Origin of the sequence: Jingyaoa shaoxingensis, assembly GCF_014385005.1 — a bacterium.
Taxonomy (GTDB): domain Bacteria; phylum Bacillota; class Clostridia; order Lachnospirales; family Lachnospiraceae; genus Marvinbryantia; species Marvinbryantia shaoxingensis.
The window spans coordinates 310,903-328,627 of sequence record NZ_JACRSZ010000001.1; the positions used below are offsets into that span (position 1 = coordinate 310,903).

Below are 17,725 nucleotides of genomic sequence, written 5' to 3' on the forward strand. Positions count from 1 at the left end.
TTCTTATAAATACGGTAAAATCTTCTTCATGTTCTTGAAGTTAGTAGCATCTGTCATAGTTGCTTTTCTAAGATTTCTCTTTCTCTTAGTGGACTTCTTTGTTAAGATATGGCTCTTGTAAGCTTTATTTCTTTTTAATTTACCTGTACCTGTTTTTTTGAAACGTTTTGCAGCTGCTCTGCTTGTTTTAATTTTTGGCATTGTGAATTCCTCCTTAAATAAATGGTTATTTTACCTGTTCGTCAGTCTGATGCCTAACGCTTTTCAGTTAAAAACATTGTCATGCTTCTGCCCTCAACCTTTGGAGCCTTATCGACCTGCGCAATATCCTGTAATTCTGCTGCGAAATCATCCAGAATATGTCTGCTGGCCTGCATATGTGCCATCTCACGTCCACGGAAACGTAAAGTAACTTTTACCTTATTTCCCTTTGTCAGGAACTTTCTGGCTGCAGAAATCTTTGTATTTAAATCATTCACATCAATGTTTGGAGAAAGACGCACTTCTTTTACTTCAATGGTCTTCTGCTTCTTCTTTGCTTCCTTTTCCTTGCGAAGCATTTCATAACGATACTTACCATAATCAATAATCTTACATACTGGCGGCTTAGCCTGCGGTGCAACCTTCACAAGGTCAAGATCTGCTTCTCTGGCAAGCTTTAACGCATCTCTGGAAGACATAATTCCCAGCTGTTCTCCATGTTCCCCGATCAGACGGATCTCTTTATCCCTGATCTGCTCATTAATCATTAAATCGCTAATTGTAGTACACCTCCATACATTGTGGCTGCAGCACTTATCCCCAACAAAAAAAGTGGATAAACCTATCCACTCCATAATATCTCTATACTTCACCTATTGCGAATTATAAAACATATTAACCGACAGTCATATTTCTTCATGCTGCGGTGAGAGTGGAAACTCTGCTTTGATTTCTTTCATACTCTGCCATCATACCATGTGTTTTTCCGTCTGTCAATAATAAAATGTATTTTTTTATGTAATCAGTTCAGCCATGCGGCCGAACTGACATCTTAGTTACTTTTCAAAAGTGCTGCACTCGGTCTGTGTACAGGTACATGCTGACTGACCTGAGATATCTACCTTTCCTGCTATACATCTGTTGTCTTCATTATAGTGACATTTGCATGCGGTACAGTCAATCTGCACGGTAGCAGATGGTGTGCCCACTGAGTTTTTCATGCTTCCTTCTCCGGCTTCTTTAAAGCTGGAACAGCAGGTCTCACAGGCTGTCTGCGCCTCATCACCCTGAATCAGGATATCTCCCTTTGAACAGTATCTGTCTTCGTTATATACACAGTTCTGTGCACTACATGATAATAACGGCATGCTATTACCTCCTTTTCTTTTTATGGGAGATAGTGTCTGCCGTTATTATCTTTTTATGCAGTGAATCGCTTCCTGATTTTTCCAGTTACATTATTTCTGTTCTTCTACTTCAATCTTGCGGATCTCTTTGGTGCGGATCTCTTTGCACAGAGCATCGATGAATTCTCCCAGATCCTTCTGACCTTCATCACCCAGATATCTGCTTCTTACAGAGATCTTCTGTTCCTCTTCTTCTTTGGCGCCAACCATGATCATATATGGTACACGAGCCATACGTGCATCACGGATCTTCCAGCCGATCTTTTCGGAACGGTTATCTACGGATGTACGGATACCGTTTTTCTTAATCTCTGCATTGACTTTTTCTGCATAGTCTGCATATTTTTCAGAGATTGGCAGTACACGTACCTGTTCCGGGCAAAGCCATGTAGGGAACTTGCCGCCGTAGAATTCGATCAGCCAGGCCAGTGTTCTCTCGTAGCATCCGATGGATGTTCTGTGGATGATGCATGGACGGATCTTTTCACCCTTTTCATCAATATAGTACATATCAAACTGTTCAGCCAGCAGGGCATCCCACTGTACGGTAATCATGGTATCTTCTTTTCCGAATACGTTCTTGGCATTGATATCCACCTTTGGACCATAGAATGCAGCTTCTCCCACATCCTCTACAAACGGGACTTTCAAGTCAGTCAGAATCTGACGAATATCTTCCTCTGTCTCATTCCATACATCTGCATCACCAATGTATTTATCTCTGTTATTTGGATCCCATTTTGACAGATGATAAGTAACTTCTCCATCCAGTCCCAGTGTCTCCAGGCAATATTTTGCCAGGGCCAGACAACCCTTAAACTCTTCCACCATCTGGTCTGGTCTTACAATCAGGTGTCCTTCAGAAATCGTAAACTGACGTACACGGGTCAGTCCATGCATTTCTCCGGAATCTTCGTTACGGAACAGAGTAGATGTCTCGCCCAGACGAATCGGAAGATCGCGGTAAGAATGCTGTGTTGCTTTGTATACATAGTACTGGAACGGGCAGGTCATTGGACGAAGGGCAAATACCTCTTTGTCTTTTTCTTCATCACCCAGCACGAACATGCCGTCTTTGTAATGATCCCAGTGTCCGGAAATCTTATACAGATCGCTCTTTGCCATCAGCGGAGTCTTGGTTCTCACATAGCCCCATTCGTTATCTTCCAGGTCTTCGATCCATCTCTGCAGTTCTTTTACCATGATAACACCCTTTGGCATCAGCAGTGGCAGTCCCTGACCAATCACATCTACGGTTGTGAAAAGTTCCATCTCACGTCCCAGTTTATTGTGGTCGCGCTTCAGTGCTTCTTCTCTCTGCTCCAGATATTCTTTTAATTCATCTTTGCTGGCAAATGCAGTTCCGTAGATACGTGCCAGCATCTTATTCTTTTCATTTCCTCTCCAGTAAGCGCCTGAAGATGAGGTCAGCTTAAATGCTTTAATATGTTTTGTATTCATCAGATGTGGTCCTGCGCACAGATCTGTGAATTCTCCCTGACTATAGAAAGAAATGGTTGCATCCTCCGGCAGGTCCTGAATCAGTTCTACTTTATAAGGCTCTCCTTTTTCTTCCATAAACTTAATTGCTTCTGCTCTTGGCAGTGTGAATTTTTCCAGACGTGCACCTTTTTTGATGATCTTCTTCATCTCTTTTTCAATATTATCCAGATCTTCTCTGGAGAATGGTGCGTGGTCAAAATCATAATAGAATCCGTTTTCAATAGATGGTCCGATTGCAAGCTTTGCTTCCGGGAACAGATTCTTGACTGCTTCTGCCAGTACATGAGATGTCGTATGACGAAGTGCTGCCAGACCTGCCACATCCTTTGCAGTCAGAATGCTCAGTTCACAGTCCTCTTCGATTACTGTTCTTAAGTCTACTACTTCTCCGTTTACTTCTCCGGCACAGGCTGCTCTTGCCAGCCCTTCGCTGATATCCCATGCAATATCATATACAGATTTGCTTTCTGCGTATTCTTTCTTTGATCCATCTTTTAATGTGATAACCATTGCTTATTCCTCCTCATCTTCATCATAAAAATTCTCATTGTTTGATCCTAATACATTATTGCTGAATAATCCGCCCTTGAACGGAGCTGTCAGCCACCCGATCAGGACACCTGTAAGCAACAGATCTGTGATCAGCAACACTTTTTCTGTCATAGTCCAATCCTGATGCAGGAACTCTTTTATTTTTTCCAACATGGTTATTCTCCTTTCGCTTTCGATTACTGTGCGTTGAAAACTGTATGGATCTGATAGTCTTATCAAATAAAAAATCCCTTACAGTCTTCATATCAACTGTAAGGGACGATATTCTCGCGGTTCCACCCTGATTGCTCTCTCTTATCTTCTGAAAAAGCCACTTCATTATGATGATAACGGAATCACCGGGCTGGATTAGAGCCACTCAGAGCTGGTCTTCAAATGCTTCCTCATCAGAATACTCTCACCGATTCTGTATTCCTCTCTGGGAGATTCCACATCCTACTCTTCTCTTCAACGTTTTATCTTTCTCGATCATATCCCTTTCTTATTTATTTGTCAAGGATAGATTTTTCCTATTTGATATGTTATTGTAAATACAAAATTAGTATTTAGGAGGTTACTTATGAAAAAGAAGGTATTACTTTGTTTTCTTGCCACAATGTATGGTTCGACACTTTTCTCTCTGAGTGCTATGGCTTCTGAGACAGAAACAGAAGCTATATCTGAGATCTCATCTGAGACAGCACTGACCACAGATACCGAGACAGAATCCACATCCGAAAGCAGCAATTCTACATCCGAATTATCAGATGATATCTACAGCTTTCAGATTAAAATCAATTCCGACATCTACTCTTTTCCGATGTCCTTTGATGATCTGATTTCCATGGGATGGGAATACATTGATGATGACTCTGCCGAACTGGCACCGAATAACTATTCTCCAACTGAGCGCTTTAAGCTGGGTGATCTGGAAGCTTATGTTACTATGGTAAACCTTGGCATCAATACAGAACCGATTTCAGACTGTACTGTTGCCGGTATCTCCATTGACTCTTTCCAGATGGCCGATGTGACCGATGTGGCCATAGAACTTCCTGGTGGCATTCAATATGGCGTTTCTACTCTGGATGATATCACTGCTGCCTATGGTACACCGAGCGATACTTACGAAGGAGATTTGTATACAAAAGTCTCTTATGAAAAAGATTATTATCAGGATGTCGAGCTGTATGTAGATTCTGAAACAGGTTTCTTAAACGAAATCTCCCTTGAAAATATGTCGGCTGAGGAAGATGCCGGTTCCGATGCCGCTGCAGACCTCAGTGATGAACCTACTTCGGAAGTTCTGGCTTATCAGGCGCCTTCTGAACTGGGTGATGACTTCACTTCTTTTATCGTCGAATATGCAGGTGATCTATACCAGCTTCCGGCCCCACTTTCTGAATTTGTGAAAAATGGCTGGACAATTGATGCCTCTCAATCAGCTTCTTATGTTGCCGGTAAGAGCTATGACTGGGTATATATGAGCAAAGACAATCAGAATTACCATACCATCGTTCGTAATTACAGTCCAGATGCTGCCGTCATCGAGAACTGTTTTGTAACAGATGTAGAAGGCAATGTAAATTCTACCAATCTTCCAATTACTGTACAGAAAGGTCTGACCCTCGGACTGACGGAAGCGGAAGTCGTTTCTGCTCTGGAAGGTGTGGACTATGAACTGGAAGATGAAAGTGAAACTTTCCATTATTACAATATCAAGAGTCCGGAAAGCAGCCTAGACTATGTACAGATTGTGATAAATACAGAAGATGATTCCGTGATTGCCATTAATGTGACAAACACCCCAAAGACTCTGGACTGATTACAAATATTTACATATGCAAAGTTCTTTTATAAACACAAGAGGAGATATCACCGTCAGATATCTCCTCGTATTTTTGCCTTCAGAACAGCAAAATATTCTCTTACCATATAATGGATCTGCAGCTTCCAGTCTGATGCTGCCGGGACTCCATACACCTTACGGTACCCGAATTTTTCTGCAAGCAGCAACGCACGATAAATATGGAAATTATTCGATACAAGTCCGATTTTGCTTCCAAGCACAGTCTCTGTAGTTACTTCCTGCCTGCTGTCAGCCAGTACTCTGGCACTGTACATAAGATTTTCCCTGGTAGTTGTGGAGCACTCTTCCTTCAACAGTCGTTCTTCTGGTATACCATGTTCTGTCAGATACCGGTACATACATTCTGCCTCTGCGATCTCCTCCCCCGAACCCTGACCTCCGGATAATACAGCCTTTGTCTGCGAATGCTCTTTCAGATATTCACACGCCTTTTGCAGACGCAGTCCCAGTGCCTTGCTCGGCACAGTCTTTTTTACCTGTGCTCCCAGTACAATCAGATAATCCAGCTCTTCCTCCGGCTCTGATGTCATTCCATGAATGATCTTTCCTTCCGTCACGGAAAATGACAATATTCCAACTGCCAGTACAACACCAAGAATTACGCTCATCCAGACTGGTACTGAAAATCCGTCGGGATGAAGACTTCTGTATCTCAGATATCCGCCCCAGATATACAGAACTGCTGCGCCAAAAAGCCAGATGACGCAAAAATCCACATGTTTTAAAACCAATATAAGAAAATACAGCAGGCAGATACTGCCTGCTGCAAATAATATACCACTCATTATCTTCCGCAGCATTTTTTATACTTTTTGCCACTTCCGCACGGACAAGGATCATTTCTTCCGATCTTTGGTCCTTTTACAATAGTATTGGCCTTCTTTGCCTCTCTATAGAGTTCTTTTAACTTCTCTTCCGAGAAGATCTGCTGCCATGCCGGAAGTCCGTACAGCCAGTCAGCCTTAGCGTCTACCATGTTCTTGTAAAGAAGTTCTTTATCAAAAGCAAGGCTAACTACGCTGTCCTCTGTCATCTCTTCGATGTTGTTCTTCATCTTCAGGCTGTCATCAATACCATCCAGGAATCCAACCATTGTCATAACAGAAATACCGTACTTGTCAGCCAGTTCCTTTACAGTACCCTTTACTTCTTCATCAGGATTTGCAAGTAATTTTTCATAAATGCCTTTTTCAATCATGAAATAGTCTGTCCAAAACTTCTGGAGCTGTCTTTTATCTGTCTGCTGAGAGTACGCCATGTCTCTCCAATCCTGTAATAAACTCATGTTTTAACCATCCTTTTTTCTGTAAATATTCAAACGGTGCAACTCTTCTGTCTCCCTGTGAAAACAATCCACAAAACGATCCGGCGATTCTCACATCTTTTCGCCACTCCACCCGTTTAAGCTATAGTATATAACACTTCTCTTATTTTTTCAAACTTTTTTACCGGAAACTGCATAAACTTCTGTTACACGGCTATACTAGGAACATACCAAAGATAAATTTAATACTTATCCTCCCCTTGCAAGCCCTGCAGGTACGGAAAATCACCGTATTTGCAGGGCTTTTGTTTTATTTTGTCTTTCTCAGAACCTGCAGAAGCTTTTTCATTCTGTGATACCGTTCTTCAAACTGTTCATAAAAATCCACATTTTCCTTATATGGTGTCAAATAACAGGTATTAAGCAGATACACTTCCAGTTCTTTGGTAAGTTGATCATCTTTAGAATTTTCCGTCAAATCACGTACCTCTTCCAACAGTCCATGCCATTTTGTAATATACTCCTCGTATTTTTTCAAATTCGGAATACCCAGCCACTTGCTGACTTTCACCTTTGTCTTATCTTCTTTCGGGCATTCTTTACTCTGCAGAAAATAACGGAATTCTCCGTTTTCCTCATAATACCGTCCCAGCGGAAACATTCTGCAGATTCCAGGGCGGAAATCGTGGATACAACATCTTCCATTATCTGTCAGAAAGACACACCGTTCTTCCTGCCCCTGCATCATCAGATTTGGAAGTACTATTCCATCTACTATATTCCATTCTACAAATTTGCCTGCCAGATCCGGGAATGCAATTCCAATTCCGCCGGTCAGGCAATAACTGTCATAAGGATCCAGGACAACTGATGTTCCCATTCCACTGCAGCACTGAGAACATCCTTTGCATCCCCCACAGTCTGTTTTTACCATATCATTTGCTGTATACAATCTTTTTAAATCTTCAGTTAATACTTCTCGTCTCATTTTCACATCCTCCCTGCCTCCGGCAGGTATCCTTTTTTCTTTTTCTTATATATCTGCACATATTTCCACCAGCAGTCTTCAGCTTCTTTTCAGTGTACTGTATCTTCCCTTTCCCGTCAACATTATTGCATTCTGACGTTGACCTGTATCTGGCAAAGTGTTAGAATGATCTCACAATAAAGAAAGTAAAGGAGATGATTTTTATGAAGAAAAAGACTTTTCTGGTTTTCATACTTGCTGCATCCATGATCTTTGCCCTCAGCGGATGCCGTGCCAAGCTTACAGAAACAGAGTCAGAAACTGCCACCAGCAGCGAGACTGAGTCAGAAACTATAAAAGAGACCGCGACAGAAAAGAAAACAGAAAAGCAGTCTGAGACACAGAAGGCAACCGAAAAAGTTTCTTCTAAGAATACTTCCTCTAAAGATAAAAATGCTTCTACTGAGAAGACTGCTTCCACTGAAAAGACCACGGTAAAGCCTTCCACCATCCAGAATAATACACAAAGTACGGAATCATCTGCTTCCTCAGCCGGCACACAGATGTGTCCTTACTGTTATCAGCAGATTTCCCTTGCTTCTGACGGAGCAGGCAGTACACTCTATGCCGATCATGTTGCTCAGGAAAAGGCCTGGTCTGATTACATTAACTCCACAGAAAATACACAGACTACTCCTTCCACGGATACCGCTTCCACAGATGCATCCACGCCTGAGACTTCTTCTACCAACAGCGATACCGCCCAGTGTCCTTATTGTTACCAGTATTTTACGGTATCTGACGGAAGTTACAGTGCACATCTGAATGCCGAGAATTCCAGTCTGGGACTCCCGGAAGGTTCTGATTATGTTACCTGTCCACTCTGTGGCAATACCTATCAGCGTGGTGTAGAATACGATACCCACTACTGCACCGGAATCAATCATGAATAGACAGTTCAAGAATGCCTCGGCATTCTTGCTGCGAGATGCGCAGGAGGCTATATCAGATGGGGAGGATTGACTCCCACCACTGATACTGATTTGTTGCTCGCCACCTGCAGAGGTGGAAGTCATTTCACATCTGATATAAAAGGCTCCCTTTTCAACAGGGAGCCTTCTTCAATCCACATCTTTATGACATGTTCATTTTTTATAATTCTATACTTTTCAGTATCTGTCCATCCAGATCTCTTACAGAAAACACCCTGTCCTCCAGGATTCCATATGTTGGCGGATTCCCGCCCTTTGGAATAGATACGGAACCAGGATTTAAGATCACATGTTCTCCAGTTTTTTTGATCTCATAGATATGAGTGTGTCCATGAATCAGAATATCTCCAGCCATCAGTGGAGGCATATGCTGTTCATTGTATACATGACCATGTGTGGCATACAGCCTTAGTCCGTCTGCTGCCAGCAAGCTGTAATCTGCAAGAATCGGGAACTCCAGAACCATCTGGTCTACTTCTGTATCACAGTTTCCTCTCACGGCGCAGATCTCTTCTTTGATGTCATTGAGCATGGCGATCACTTTTTTCGGCGCATATTCCTTTGGCAGATCATTCCTCGGTCCATGATAGAGAATATCTCCCAGAATCCAAAGACGTTCTGCTTTTTCTCTGCGGTAGCACTCCAGCATCTTCTCACAGTAATATGCTGATCCATGAATGTCCGACGCAAACATCAACTTCATTTCTTTTCCTCCCATTTACAGGTTTTATAAAAATAAACAGACAGCAAAGTTCCAATGATCCAGCCCACAGGCCATGCACACCAGATCCCCACTGCTCCCATTCCGGATGCCAGAACAACTGCAAATCCCACGCGCAGAATCAGATCTGCAAATGTATCGATCATGAATTGCTTCATGCATCCGGTTCCACGCAGCACTCCGTCTGATACCAGTTTCACGGATACTACAAAATAAAATGGTACCACAATTCTCAGGAACTGTACACCCGTATCCATGGCAAGTCCGGTACTTTTATCCATGAACAGATGCACTGCCTCCCTTCCTGCCAGCAGATACAGCAATACCACCGGTACACACAGAATCCAGATCATCTTAATTCCTGCTCTGCAGCCCTGACGGATCCTGTCTATCTTTCCGGCTCCATAGTTCTGGGCGGTAAAGTTGGACATTCCATTTCCCAGTGTGGTGAATGACGTAATTACCAGATTGTTCAACTTGACAGCCGCCGCATATCCGGCTGTAATGCTTGCACCGAAGCTGTTAATCAAGCCCTGAATAATGATATTTCCAAAGGACACAAAACTCTGCTGTAAAATACTTGGAACTGCAATGGCAACCAGCTTTTTAAATATCGGTAGTGAAAACCACTTCGGGTTCTCTTCTGTATGAATGGTCTTTAGTCTCTTCATCAGATAATATACAGACAACATACAGCTCACGCTCTGGCACAGGAACGTTGCCCATGCCACTCCTGCGATTCCCATATGGAATGCAATCACAAACAGCATGTCCACAAAAATGTTTGTTACCGAGGAAAATGCCAGAAACAGAAACGGTGTCCTGGAATCCCCCATTGCCGAGAAAATACCGTTTGTAATATTATAGAAAAAGAGAAAAATCAGTCCTGCTGTATAGATATTCAGATATAACAGAGAACCGTCAAAAATCTCCGCCGGTGTATTGATCAGCCGGAGCATCTGGGGCGCAAACACAAATCCAATGAGCATGAGTACTGCGCATAAAACAGCACTGGACAGATACGTTGTACGCACTGCTGTCTTCATATCTGTCCAGTTTCTGGCACCAAAGAACTGGGATACAATGACCGAACAGCCGATATTGCATCCAAACCCGAATGCCAGATAAATTAATGTAATTTCATAGGAATTTCCCACTGCTGCCAGTGCTGTCTCTCCGACAAACTTTCCGGCAACCAGACTGTCTGCGATATTGTACAACTGTTGGAATACAATGCTTCCCAACAGCGGCAGTGAAAACTTCCATAATACTTCTTCCGGTCTTCCAACCGTTAAATCTTTATTCAAAACAAAACGCCTTCTTTTACACTTCTTCCAAAGGAATCACATGTCTCATCAGATCCTCCAGGACTTCTCTTTCTCTGGTAAGAACCACCTGTCCGTTTTCACGAATCATGATCTCTGCCGGACGGAGACGGTTATTATAATTAGATGCCATGGTAAAGCCATATGCTCCGGCATCCAGAATGCCCAGTACATCACCTTTTCTGATCTCCGGCAGTTCTCTGTCTTTTGCAAGAATATCACCACTTTCGCAGATATTTCCCACAATAGTCACTGTTTCTGTCTGTTCGGATGGTTCTTCGGTTCCACGGTATATTTCTATTCCATGGTAGGAATCATACATGATCGGTCTCTGAAGTACATTAAATCCGCAGTCACATCCCACAAACTTCTTGTCATGGTTGTGCTTTACAGAATGTACTGCAGACAGAATCACATTGCTCTCTGCGGAAATATAACGTCCCGGCTCGATACGCAGGGTAATCTGCTCACCATATTCCTCTGCAAACTTGTACAGCGCTTTATCAATGGCCTGTCCCAGTTCCTTCAGATCCAGTGGTGCTTCATCAAATTCCTTCTTATATGGAATGCCGAATCCGCCTCCCATATCTACAAAACGAAGTCCCTTGAACTGTTTTGCAATCTCAAATAACGCAGCAATACTTGCTACAAAGGCTTCTCCTGTCATAAACAGGGAACCGATATGCTGATTGATACCAATCAGTTTTAAATCATATTTTTCAAGGAGTTCTTTTACCTGAGGCACATATTTGGGCTCAATACCAAACTTGGTCTTCTTGCCGGCAGTCACTACTTTTTCATGATGTCCTGCTCCTACTCCGGGATTAAACCGAACTGCCACCTCATGCCCAGGTGCAATCTGTCCGAACTGTTCCAGCTGACTTAAAGAATCCACGCTGACCACTACACCTTCTTTTACTGCGTATTCCATCTCTTCTGCAGATACATTGTTGCAGATATAGAAGATCTGGTCTGCACGGAAACCTGCCTTCTTTTCCATATAGATCTCACCAGGAGACATGGCATCTACTTCCAGTCCTTCTGATCTGACGATCTGTAGAAACGCCAGTCCGCAGTTTGCCTTTGCAGAATAGTCTACTACAAAATTCGGATACGTCACCAGATTCTTCAGATCACGGCAGCGCTGTCTCAAAATCCGCTCATTAGTCACATATAATGGAGTTCCGTATTTTTCTGCCAGAGCAACCGGATCCTGACCTTCCCAGAAGTTCATCTGATCTGTTACTTTGGTATATATCTTATTCATTCGTTATAATCCTCCTTGAAAATTCAACTCTCTATTGACTTATTATAATGATGGCTGTAAAATTTGTATAATGAATTTTATAAAAATGTTTATTTACGATTTCGATAAGAGGGAACCATGAACATAGAGAATTTAAAGACATTTATCACTCTGTCTGAGTTAAAGAATTTTACCCAGACTGCTGACCGTTATTTTATTGTACAGTCTACTGTTACTAACCGTATTATGGAGCTGGAAAAGGAACTGGGAAAGAAGCTGTTTATCCGTAACCGCAAGAATGTGGAGCTTACCGAAGAAGGGCAGCATTTTCTCGCCTATGCCAAGCGAATTGTGGCACTGGAAGCTTCTGCCATTGAAGAACTGAGTATGCTACATACTTTTTCAGAAAATCTGCGAATCGGTACTGTTAATACGGTATATGATTGTTATCTCATCGACCCGATCACTGCATTTGTAAAAAATCATAAAGATATTTCTGTGAAAGTCATCGTTGATCACACTGGTCCGCTTCTTAGGATGCTCCAGGATGGTACCGTAGATGTGGCATTTTGTTATGCACCACTGAAGAAGGCCGGTTTTATCTGCAAACCATTTATGTCAGATGACTTACTCCTTGTTACATCGCCGGATCACACTGAGCATATAGACGGTATTACTCAGAGTCAGTTAGCAGAGATCGGTTATCTGTACTGCGATTTCATCGTACATGATAACGGTACTTTCATCCGCGATCTGTTTCCAAAGAACTTCGCTTTCTCTTTTGAGATTGATAAGCTGACCCATCTTCCGCATTATCTCATGGAGGGGATTGGTTATACTTTCCTTCCACGAAGTCTGGTACAGCCATATCTGGATAACGGCTCCCTGATCTCTATTCCGCTGAAGGGATTTGAGGCACCGGAAGTACAGAGTTTCGTTATTATTCCAGAGGGGAAGGCAGATGTCTTATCCATTGAACGCTTCCTGCAGGTGCTTCCACAGGAAAACGCTCAGAAGGAAGCACAGGAGGATTTCCTGAATGCATAAGTTAAAAAGGATCCTGGCACTGCTCACCGTCATTGTTCTGGTCGTTCTCTATGCTGCCACACTTATTTTTGCTCTGATTGACAGTCCATGGGCATTTTCCATGTTTAAGGCATGCATCGGCATGACCGTTATTCTGCCGGCTCTGCTGTATATTTATTTCTGGATTTATAAAATACTAAATAAGGATCCTCAGGATGAGACCCGGAACAGAAAATAATTTATTTTCCACACATTCAAAGACCGCCCTGCATTGCAGGACGGCCTTTTCTATATCTTCATATTATCTTATTTTACATTTCTGTAAATGATGTCATGTCTTCCCGGTCCGTTTGATACCATAGTAATCGGGAAGCCAATCTGTTCTTCAATAAACTCGATGTATTTTCTGCAGTTTTCCGGCAGTTCTTCATATGTCTTAATACCGCGGATATCGCACTTCCATCCCGGGAGCTTTTTCAGAACCGGTTTTGCTTTTTCCAGTTTTGCTGTGGTTGGGAAGTCTGTCGTTACTTCACCGTCGATTTCATATCCGACACATACAGGGATCTCATCCAGATATCCCAGTACATCCAGTACTGTGAATGCAACATCTGTGGTACCCTGAATACGGCATCCGTATTTGGAAGCCACACAGTCGAACCATCCCATACGTCTTGGACGTCCTGTTGTTGCTCCGAATTCTCCGCCATCTCCGCCTCTCTTACGAAGTTCATCTGCTTCATCACCAAAGATCTCACTGACAAATGCGCCTGCACCAACTGCGCTGGAGTATGCTTTTACAACAGTTACAATCTTCCGAATCTCATATGGCGGGATACCTGCACCGATGGCACCGTATGCTGCCAGTGTGGATGAAGAAGTTACCATTGGATAAATTCCGTGATCCGGATCCTTCAGGGAACCAAGCTGACCTTCTAACAGGATCTGCTTGCCCTCTTTGATCGCATTCCACAGATATGCGGATGTGTCACATACAAACGGCTCTACCATTTTCTTATAATTGTGAAGTTCTTCCAGTAAGTCTTCCGGCTTCAGTTCCGGCTTGTGATAAAGATATTTCAGAATTACATTTTTCTGTTCACAGATACGAACCACTTTCTCTTTTAACAGATCTTCATCAAAGAGTTCACTCACCTGGAAACCAATTTTGGCATATTTATCTGAATAGAACGGGGCAATTCCTGATTTTGTGGATCCAAAGGACTTTCCACCCAGACGTTCTTCTTCATACTGGTCGAACAGAATGTGATAGGACATCACCATCTGTGCTCGGTCTGATACCAGAATCTTCGGCATCGGAACGCCACGATCTACAATACTCTTTACTTCATTAAACAAAACAGGAATGTTCAGGGCAACACCGTTTCCGATGATGCTTGTTGTGTGATTATAAAAAACACCTGACGGTAATGTATGCAGTGCGAACTTACCATAATCATTTACGATCGTGTGTCCGGCATTTGCTCCGCCCTGGAAACGCACAATAATGTCTGCTTTTTCTGCGAGCATATCTGTGATCTTACCCTTACCTTCATCTCCCCAGTTTGCTCCAACTACTGCCTGTACCATAATTTCCTCCATTTAAACATTGCTAACTACCCGGAACATCTCTGTCCCAGGCAGTCTACATATCGTGTTAGTTGCTCACTGTCCACTTCGTGACCAGTAATGTTTTTTGCACCACGGGTATTATAACCCAAAATATGTCGGTTGTACAACCTTTTTTTTGTTACCCTGCGGATTACTCTTTGAATATCTCTGATACTGTAATTATACGTTTATTTCAGCTTTCATTCCCAGCACTTCTTTGTTGGATTCCAGTACCGGATTCACCACATCTCTTAAGAATACTTCTACCTGGCGTGGTGCTCTTCCCACATACCTGGATGGATCCATGGACTTCTGCAGGTCTTCCAGTGACAGGTTAAATGCAGGGTCTGCTGCGATCAGTTCCAGAAGATTGTTATCTTTTCCTTCTACTTTGACGGTCTTGCCGGCTTCCATAGAAAGTTCACGAATTCTTTCATGAAGTTCCTGTCTGTCTCCGCCTGCTTTCACCGCATCCATCATAATATTTTCGGTCGCCATAAATGGCAGTTCTGCCATCATATGTTTTTCAATTACCTTCGGATATACTACCAGTCCGTCTACCACATTCAGGCACAGATCCAGGATACCATCGATTGCCAGAAAGCCTTCCGGAATGGACAGACGTTTGTTGGCAGAGTCATCCAGCGTTCTCTCAAACCACTGGGTTGCGGATGTAATTGCCGGATTCAGTGCATCACACAGTACATATCTGGACAGGGAAGCGATTCTCTCACTTCTCATTGGATTTCTCTTATAAGCCATAGCAGAAGATCCGATCTGTGTCTTTTCAAACGGCTCTTCTACTTCTTTCAGATGCTGGAGAAGACGGATATCATTGGACATCTTGTGGGCACTGGCTGCAATACCTGCCAGTATATTCAGAACTCTTGTATCCACTTTTCTGGAATAGGTCTGTCCGGATACCGGATAACAAGCTTCAAACCCCATCTTCTTTGCAATCATCGGGTCGATCTTATCAATGGTCTCCTGATCTCCTTCAAACAGTTCCAGAAAGCTTGCCTGGGTTCCTGTGGTTCCCTTACTTCCAAGCAGTTTTAAAGTTCCCTGCACATAGGTCAGATCTTCCAGATCCATCATGAATTCCTGCAGCCACAGTGTAGCTCTCTTTCCTACTGTAGTCGGCTGTGCCGGCTGGAAATGGGTGAATGCCAGTGTCGGCTGATTCTTGTAAGTATCTGCAAATTTAGCCAGCTCTGCAATCACATTCACCAGTTTCTTGCGAACCAGCTTCAGAGCCTCTGACATAACGATGATATCTGTGTTGTCTCCCACATAACAGGATGTGGCACCTAAATGGATGATTCCTTTTGCTTTTGGGCACTGTACTCCATATGCGTATACGTGAGACATGACATCATGACGGACAATTTTTTCTCTTTCTTTTGCCACATCGTAATTGATATCCTCTGCATGCGCCTTCAGTTCATCAATCTGCTCCTGGGTGATGTTCAGTCCCAGTTCCTTCTCTGTCTCTGCCAGGGCAATCCACAGCTTTCTCCAGGTTCTGAACTTCATATCCGGTGAAAAAATGTACTGCATTTCTTTGCTTGCATATCTTTCTGATAATGGGCTCTGATATCTGTCGTTCATATTCATTTTCCTTCCTGTTTATATATTATTTATTATTATACGGAAAGCAGATATTCCCGATATTCAACCATCCGTAATATTCCTGATTCTTCCTGCTTACTTGTCATACTCTCCGCGGATGTCATCTTTCGGTGGTTCCATCGGGTACCTGCCTGTAAAACATCCCTCACAGATGTCCAGGCCGTTTACCAGTTCTTTTAGTCTCTCGATCTTCAGATAGCCAAGGCTGTCTGCACCGATGATCTGACGGATCTCTTCTACCGAACGGTTGTATGCAATCAGTTGTTCTCTTGCCGGCACGTCAGTACCAAAATAACATGGCCACAGAAATGGCGGTGAACTGACACGCATATGCACTTCTGTTGCGCCTGCGTCTCTGAGCATCTTCACAATCCGGTCACTGGTCGTTCCACGGACAATGGAGTCATCAATCATAATGACTCGTTTTCCGGCCACAGCCTCCCGCAGCACATTCAGCTTAATCTTAACACTGGACTCTCTGGTACTCTGCTTCGGCTTGATAAAAGTTCTTCCCACATAACTGTTTTTCACAAACGCAGTTCCGTAAGGGATTCCGGATTCCATGGCATATCCCATGGCTGCCGCATTTCCCGACTCCGGTACACCCACTACAATATCCGCTTCCACCGGTGAATCCATTGCCAGAAATCTTCCTGCCTTGATTCTGGATCCATATACACTGACGCCGTCGATATGGCTGTCCGGTCTTGCAAAATAAATATATTCAAAAATACAGCGTGCCTGCTGCTCCTTAGGCAGACACATGGAGGTATCGGATTTGATACCGTCTTTTGTAATCGTCACCACTTCTCCCGGCTCAATATCCCGGATATATTCTGCTCCCAGAGTCTCCAGTGCACAGGTCTCAGATGTAATGATGTATGCATTATCTCTCTTACCGATACACAGTGGCTTAAATCCAAACGGATCTCTGGCACCAATCAGTTTTCTTGGTGACATGATAACCAGTGAGTAGGCACCCTTGATCTTCTTCATTGCATTAAGTACTGCACTCTCTACATTCTTCGTCTTAACACGTTCCCGTGCAATGTGATATGCCACAACTTCCGAATCAATGGTAGTCTGGAAAATCGCGCCGGAATAAGCCAGTTCTTCACGCAGCTCCGGTGCATTGATCAGGTTCCCGTTATGTGCAAGCGCCAGCGTTCCCTTCACGTAGTTCAGAACCAGTGGTTGGGCATTCTCTCTGGTACTGGCTCCCGCCGTAGAATATCTCACATGTCCAACTCCGATATCCCCGCGCATCTGCTCCAGTTCTTCTCCGGTAAATACTTCGTTTACCAGTCCCATGCCCTTATAGGAAGTAACCTTCCCTTTGGGTCCGTTCGTCTCGCTGACCGCGATACCACAGCTTTCCTGTCCACGGTGCTGCAGTGCAAACAATCCATAATATATGGATGCCGCAACGTCTTTTCCGTCCAAGTCATACATCCCAAATACGCCGCATTCTTCACGCAGCTTTTCCTCTACTTCCATCTGCTGATGGACCCCTGGTTTTTTCATAAGACATCTCCTCGCTGTTTGCTGATTTCTCCCCACCTAATACACTCTGACGTCAGGGTCAAAAGTCAGAAATACCTAACATCATTCGACCTTAACATCATAACGTATGAAAAATCAAATTACAA

18 protein-coding genes are annotated in these 17,725 nt (G+C 43.3%); 4 read left to right on the forward strand and 14 right to left on the reverse strand.

Going from position 1 to position 17,725, the window contains the following annotated elements; translation table 11 throughout:
- Positions 1-3 precede the first annotated feature (3 nt).
- The 5 genes from rpmI to H8716_RS01525 form a co-directional block, all read right to left on the reverse strand.
- On the reverse strand, positions 4-201 hold the full coding sequence (gene rpmI / locus H8716_RS01505) for a 50S ribosomal protein L35 (protein ID WP_117447853.1): 198 nt from the start codon (positions 199-201) through the stop codon (positions 4-6).
- Positions 202-254: 53 nt separating this feature from the next.
- Positions 255-749, reverse strand: a complete 495-nt coding sequence (gene infC, locus H8716_RS01510) for a translation initiation factor IF-3 (RefSeq protein WP_249307203.1) — start codon at positions 747-749, stop codon at positions 255-257.
- Positions 750-1,037: 288 nt separating this feature from the next.
- Positions 1,038-1,349 (reverse strand): DUF1540 domain-containing protein, encoded by a 312-nt coding sequence (locus H8716_RS01515; RefSeq protein ID WP_249306710.1) that lies wholly within the window; start codon positions 1,347-1,349, stop codon positions 1,038-1,040.
- Positions 1,350-1,439: 90 nt separating this feature from the next.
- Positions 1,440-3,401, reverse strand: a complete 1,962-nt coding sequence (thrS, locus tag H8716_RS01520) for a threonine--tRNA ligase (RefSeq protein WP_249306711.1) — start codon at positions 3,399-3,401, stop codon at positions 1,440-1,442.
- 3 nt (positions 3,402-3,404) lie between these two features.
- Positions 3,405-3,596, reverse strand: coding sequence for a hypothetical protein (locus H8716_RS01525; RefSeq protein WP_249306712.1), 192 nt, complete (start codon positions 3,594-3,596; stop codon positions 3,405-3,407).
- 406 nt (positions 3,597-4,002) lie between these two features.
- Here H8716_RS01525 and H8716_RS01530 point away from each other — a divergent pair, with 406 nt between their 5' ends.
- On the forward strand, positions 4,003-5,247 hold the full coding sequence (locus H8716_RS01530) for a hypothetical protein (RefSeq protein ID WP_249306713.1): 1,245 nt from the start codon (positions 4,003-4,005) through the stop codon (positions 5,245-5,247).
- A gap of 56 nt (positions 5,248-5,303) precedes the next feature.
- Here H8716_RS01530 and H8716_RS01535 read toward each other — a convergent pair whose 3' ends face one another.
- From H8716_RS01535 to H8716_RS01545, 3 genes are all read right to left on the reverse strand, one after another.
- Positions 5,304-6,077 carry a YdcF family protein gene (locus tag H8716_RS01535; protein WP_249306714.1) on the reverse strand — a complete coding sequence of 258 codons (774 nt, stop codon included), beginning with the start codon at positions 6,075-6,077 and terminating at the stop codon, positions 5,304-5,306.
- Positions 6,077-6,577: an SEC-C metal-binding domain-containing protein gene (locus H8716_RS01540; RefSeq protein WP_249306715.1), complete on the reverse strand. Its 501-nt coding sequence runs from the start codon at positions 6,575-6,577 to the stop codon at positions 6,077-6,079. The genes H8716_RS01535 and H8716_RS01540 overlap by 1 nt, the downstream gene beginning before the upstream one ends.
- 289 nt (positions 6,578-6,866) lie before the next feature.
- Positions 6,867-7,544, reverse strand: coding sequence for a YkgJ family cysteine cluster protein (locus tag H8716_RS01545; protein WP_249306716.1), 678 nt, complete (start codon positions 7,542-7,544; stop codon positions 6,867-6,869).
- A gap of 203 nt (positions 7,545-7,747) precedes the next feature.
- Here H8716_RS01545 and H8716_RS01550 point away from each other — a divergent pair, with 203 nt between their 5' ends.
- Positions 7,748-8,476, forward strand: a complete 729-nt coding sequence (locus H8716_RS01550) for a hypothetical protein (RefSeq protein WP_249306717.1) — start codon at positions 7,748-7,750, stop codon at positions 8,474-8,476.
- Positions 8,477-8,675: 199 nt separating this feature from the next.
- On the opposite strand, the gene yfcE is transcribed toward H8716_RS01550, so the two are convergent.
- Genes yfcE through lysA form a run of 3 tightly spaced genes read right to left on the reverse strand, consistent with a single transcriptional unit; the run spans position 8,676 to position 11,828 of the window.
- Positions 8,676-9,218 carry a phosphodiesterase gene (yfcE, locus tag H8716_RS01555; protein WP_249306718.1) on the reverse strand — a complete coding sequence of 181 codons (543 nt, stop codon included), beginning with the start codon at positions 9,216-9,218 and terminating at the stop codon, positions 8,676-8,678.
- On the reverse strand, positions 9,215-10,543 hold the full coding sequence (locus H8716_RS01560; protein ID WP_249306719.1) for an MATE family efflux transporter: 1,329 nt from the start codon (positions 10,541-10,543) through the stop codon (positions 9,215-9,217). Before H8716_RS01560 ends, yfcE begins: the two co-directional genes overlap by 4 nt.
- A gap of 16 nt (positions 10,544-10,559) precedes the next feature.
- Entirely contained in the window at positions 10,560-11,828 is a 1,269-nt protein-coding gene (lysA, locus tag H8716_RS01565) for a diaminopimelate decarboxylase (protein ID WP_249306720.1), read from the reverse strand.
- A 117-nt stretch (positions 11,829-11,945) separates the two neighbouring features.
- On the opposite strand from lysA, the gene H8716_RS01570 reads away from it, so the two are divergent.
- Positions 11,946-12,854 carry a LysR family transcriptional regulator gene (locus H8716_RS01570; protein WP_249306721.1) on the forward strand — a complete coding sequence of 303 codons (909 nt, stop codon included), beginning with the start codon at positions 11,946-11,948 and terminating at the stop codon, positions 12,852-12,854.
- Positions 12,847-13,071 carry a hypothetical protein gene (locus H8716_RS01575; RefSeq protein ID WP_249306722.1) on the forward strand — a complete coding sequence of 75 codons (225 nt, stop codon included), beginning with the start codon at positions 12,847-12,849 and terminating at the stop codon, positions 13,069-13,071. The genes H8716_RS01570 and H8716_RS01575 overlap by 8 nt, the downstream gene beginning before the upstream one ends.
- A gap of 68 nt (positions 13,072-13,139) precedes the next feature.
- Here the strand turns inward: H8716_RS01575 and H8716_RS01580 are convergent, their stop codons facing one another.
- From H8716_RS01580 to purF, 3 genes are all read right to left on the reverse strand, one after another.
- Complete coding sequence (locus H8716_RS01580; RefSeq protein WP_249306723.1) at positions 13,140-14,423, reverse strand: adenylosuccinate synthase; 1,284 nt, start codon at positions 14,421-14,423, stop codon at positions 13,140-13,142.
- A gap of 201 nt (positions 14,424-14,624) precedes the next feature.
- Positions 14,625-16,055 (reverse strand): adenylosuccinate lyase, encoded by a 1,431-nt coding sequence (gene purB, locus H8716_RS01585; RefSeq protein WP_330606408.1) that lies wholly within the window; start codon positions 16,053-16,055, stop codon positions 14,625-14,627.
- A gap of 96 nt (positions 16,056-16,151) precedes the next feature.
- On the reverse strand, positions 16,152-17,600 hold the full coding sequence (gene purF / locus H8716_RS01590) for an amidophosphoribosyltransferase (RefSeq protein ID WP_249306725.1): 1,449 nt from the start codon (positions 17,598-17,600) through the stop codon (positions 16,152-16,154).
- Positions 17,601-17,725: the final 125 nt, after the last annotated feature.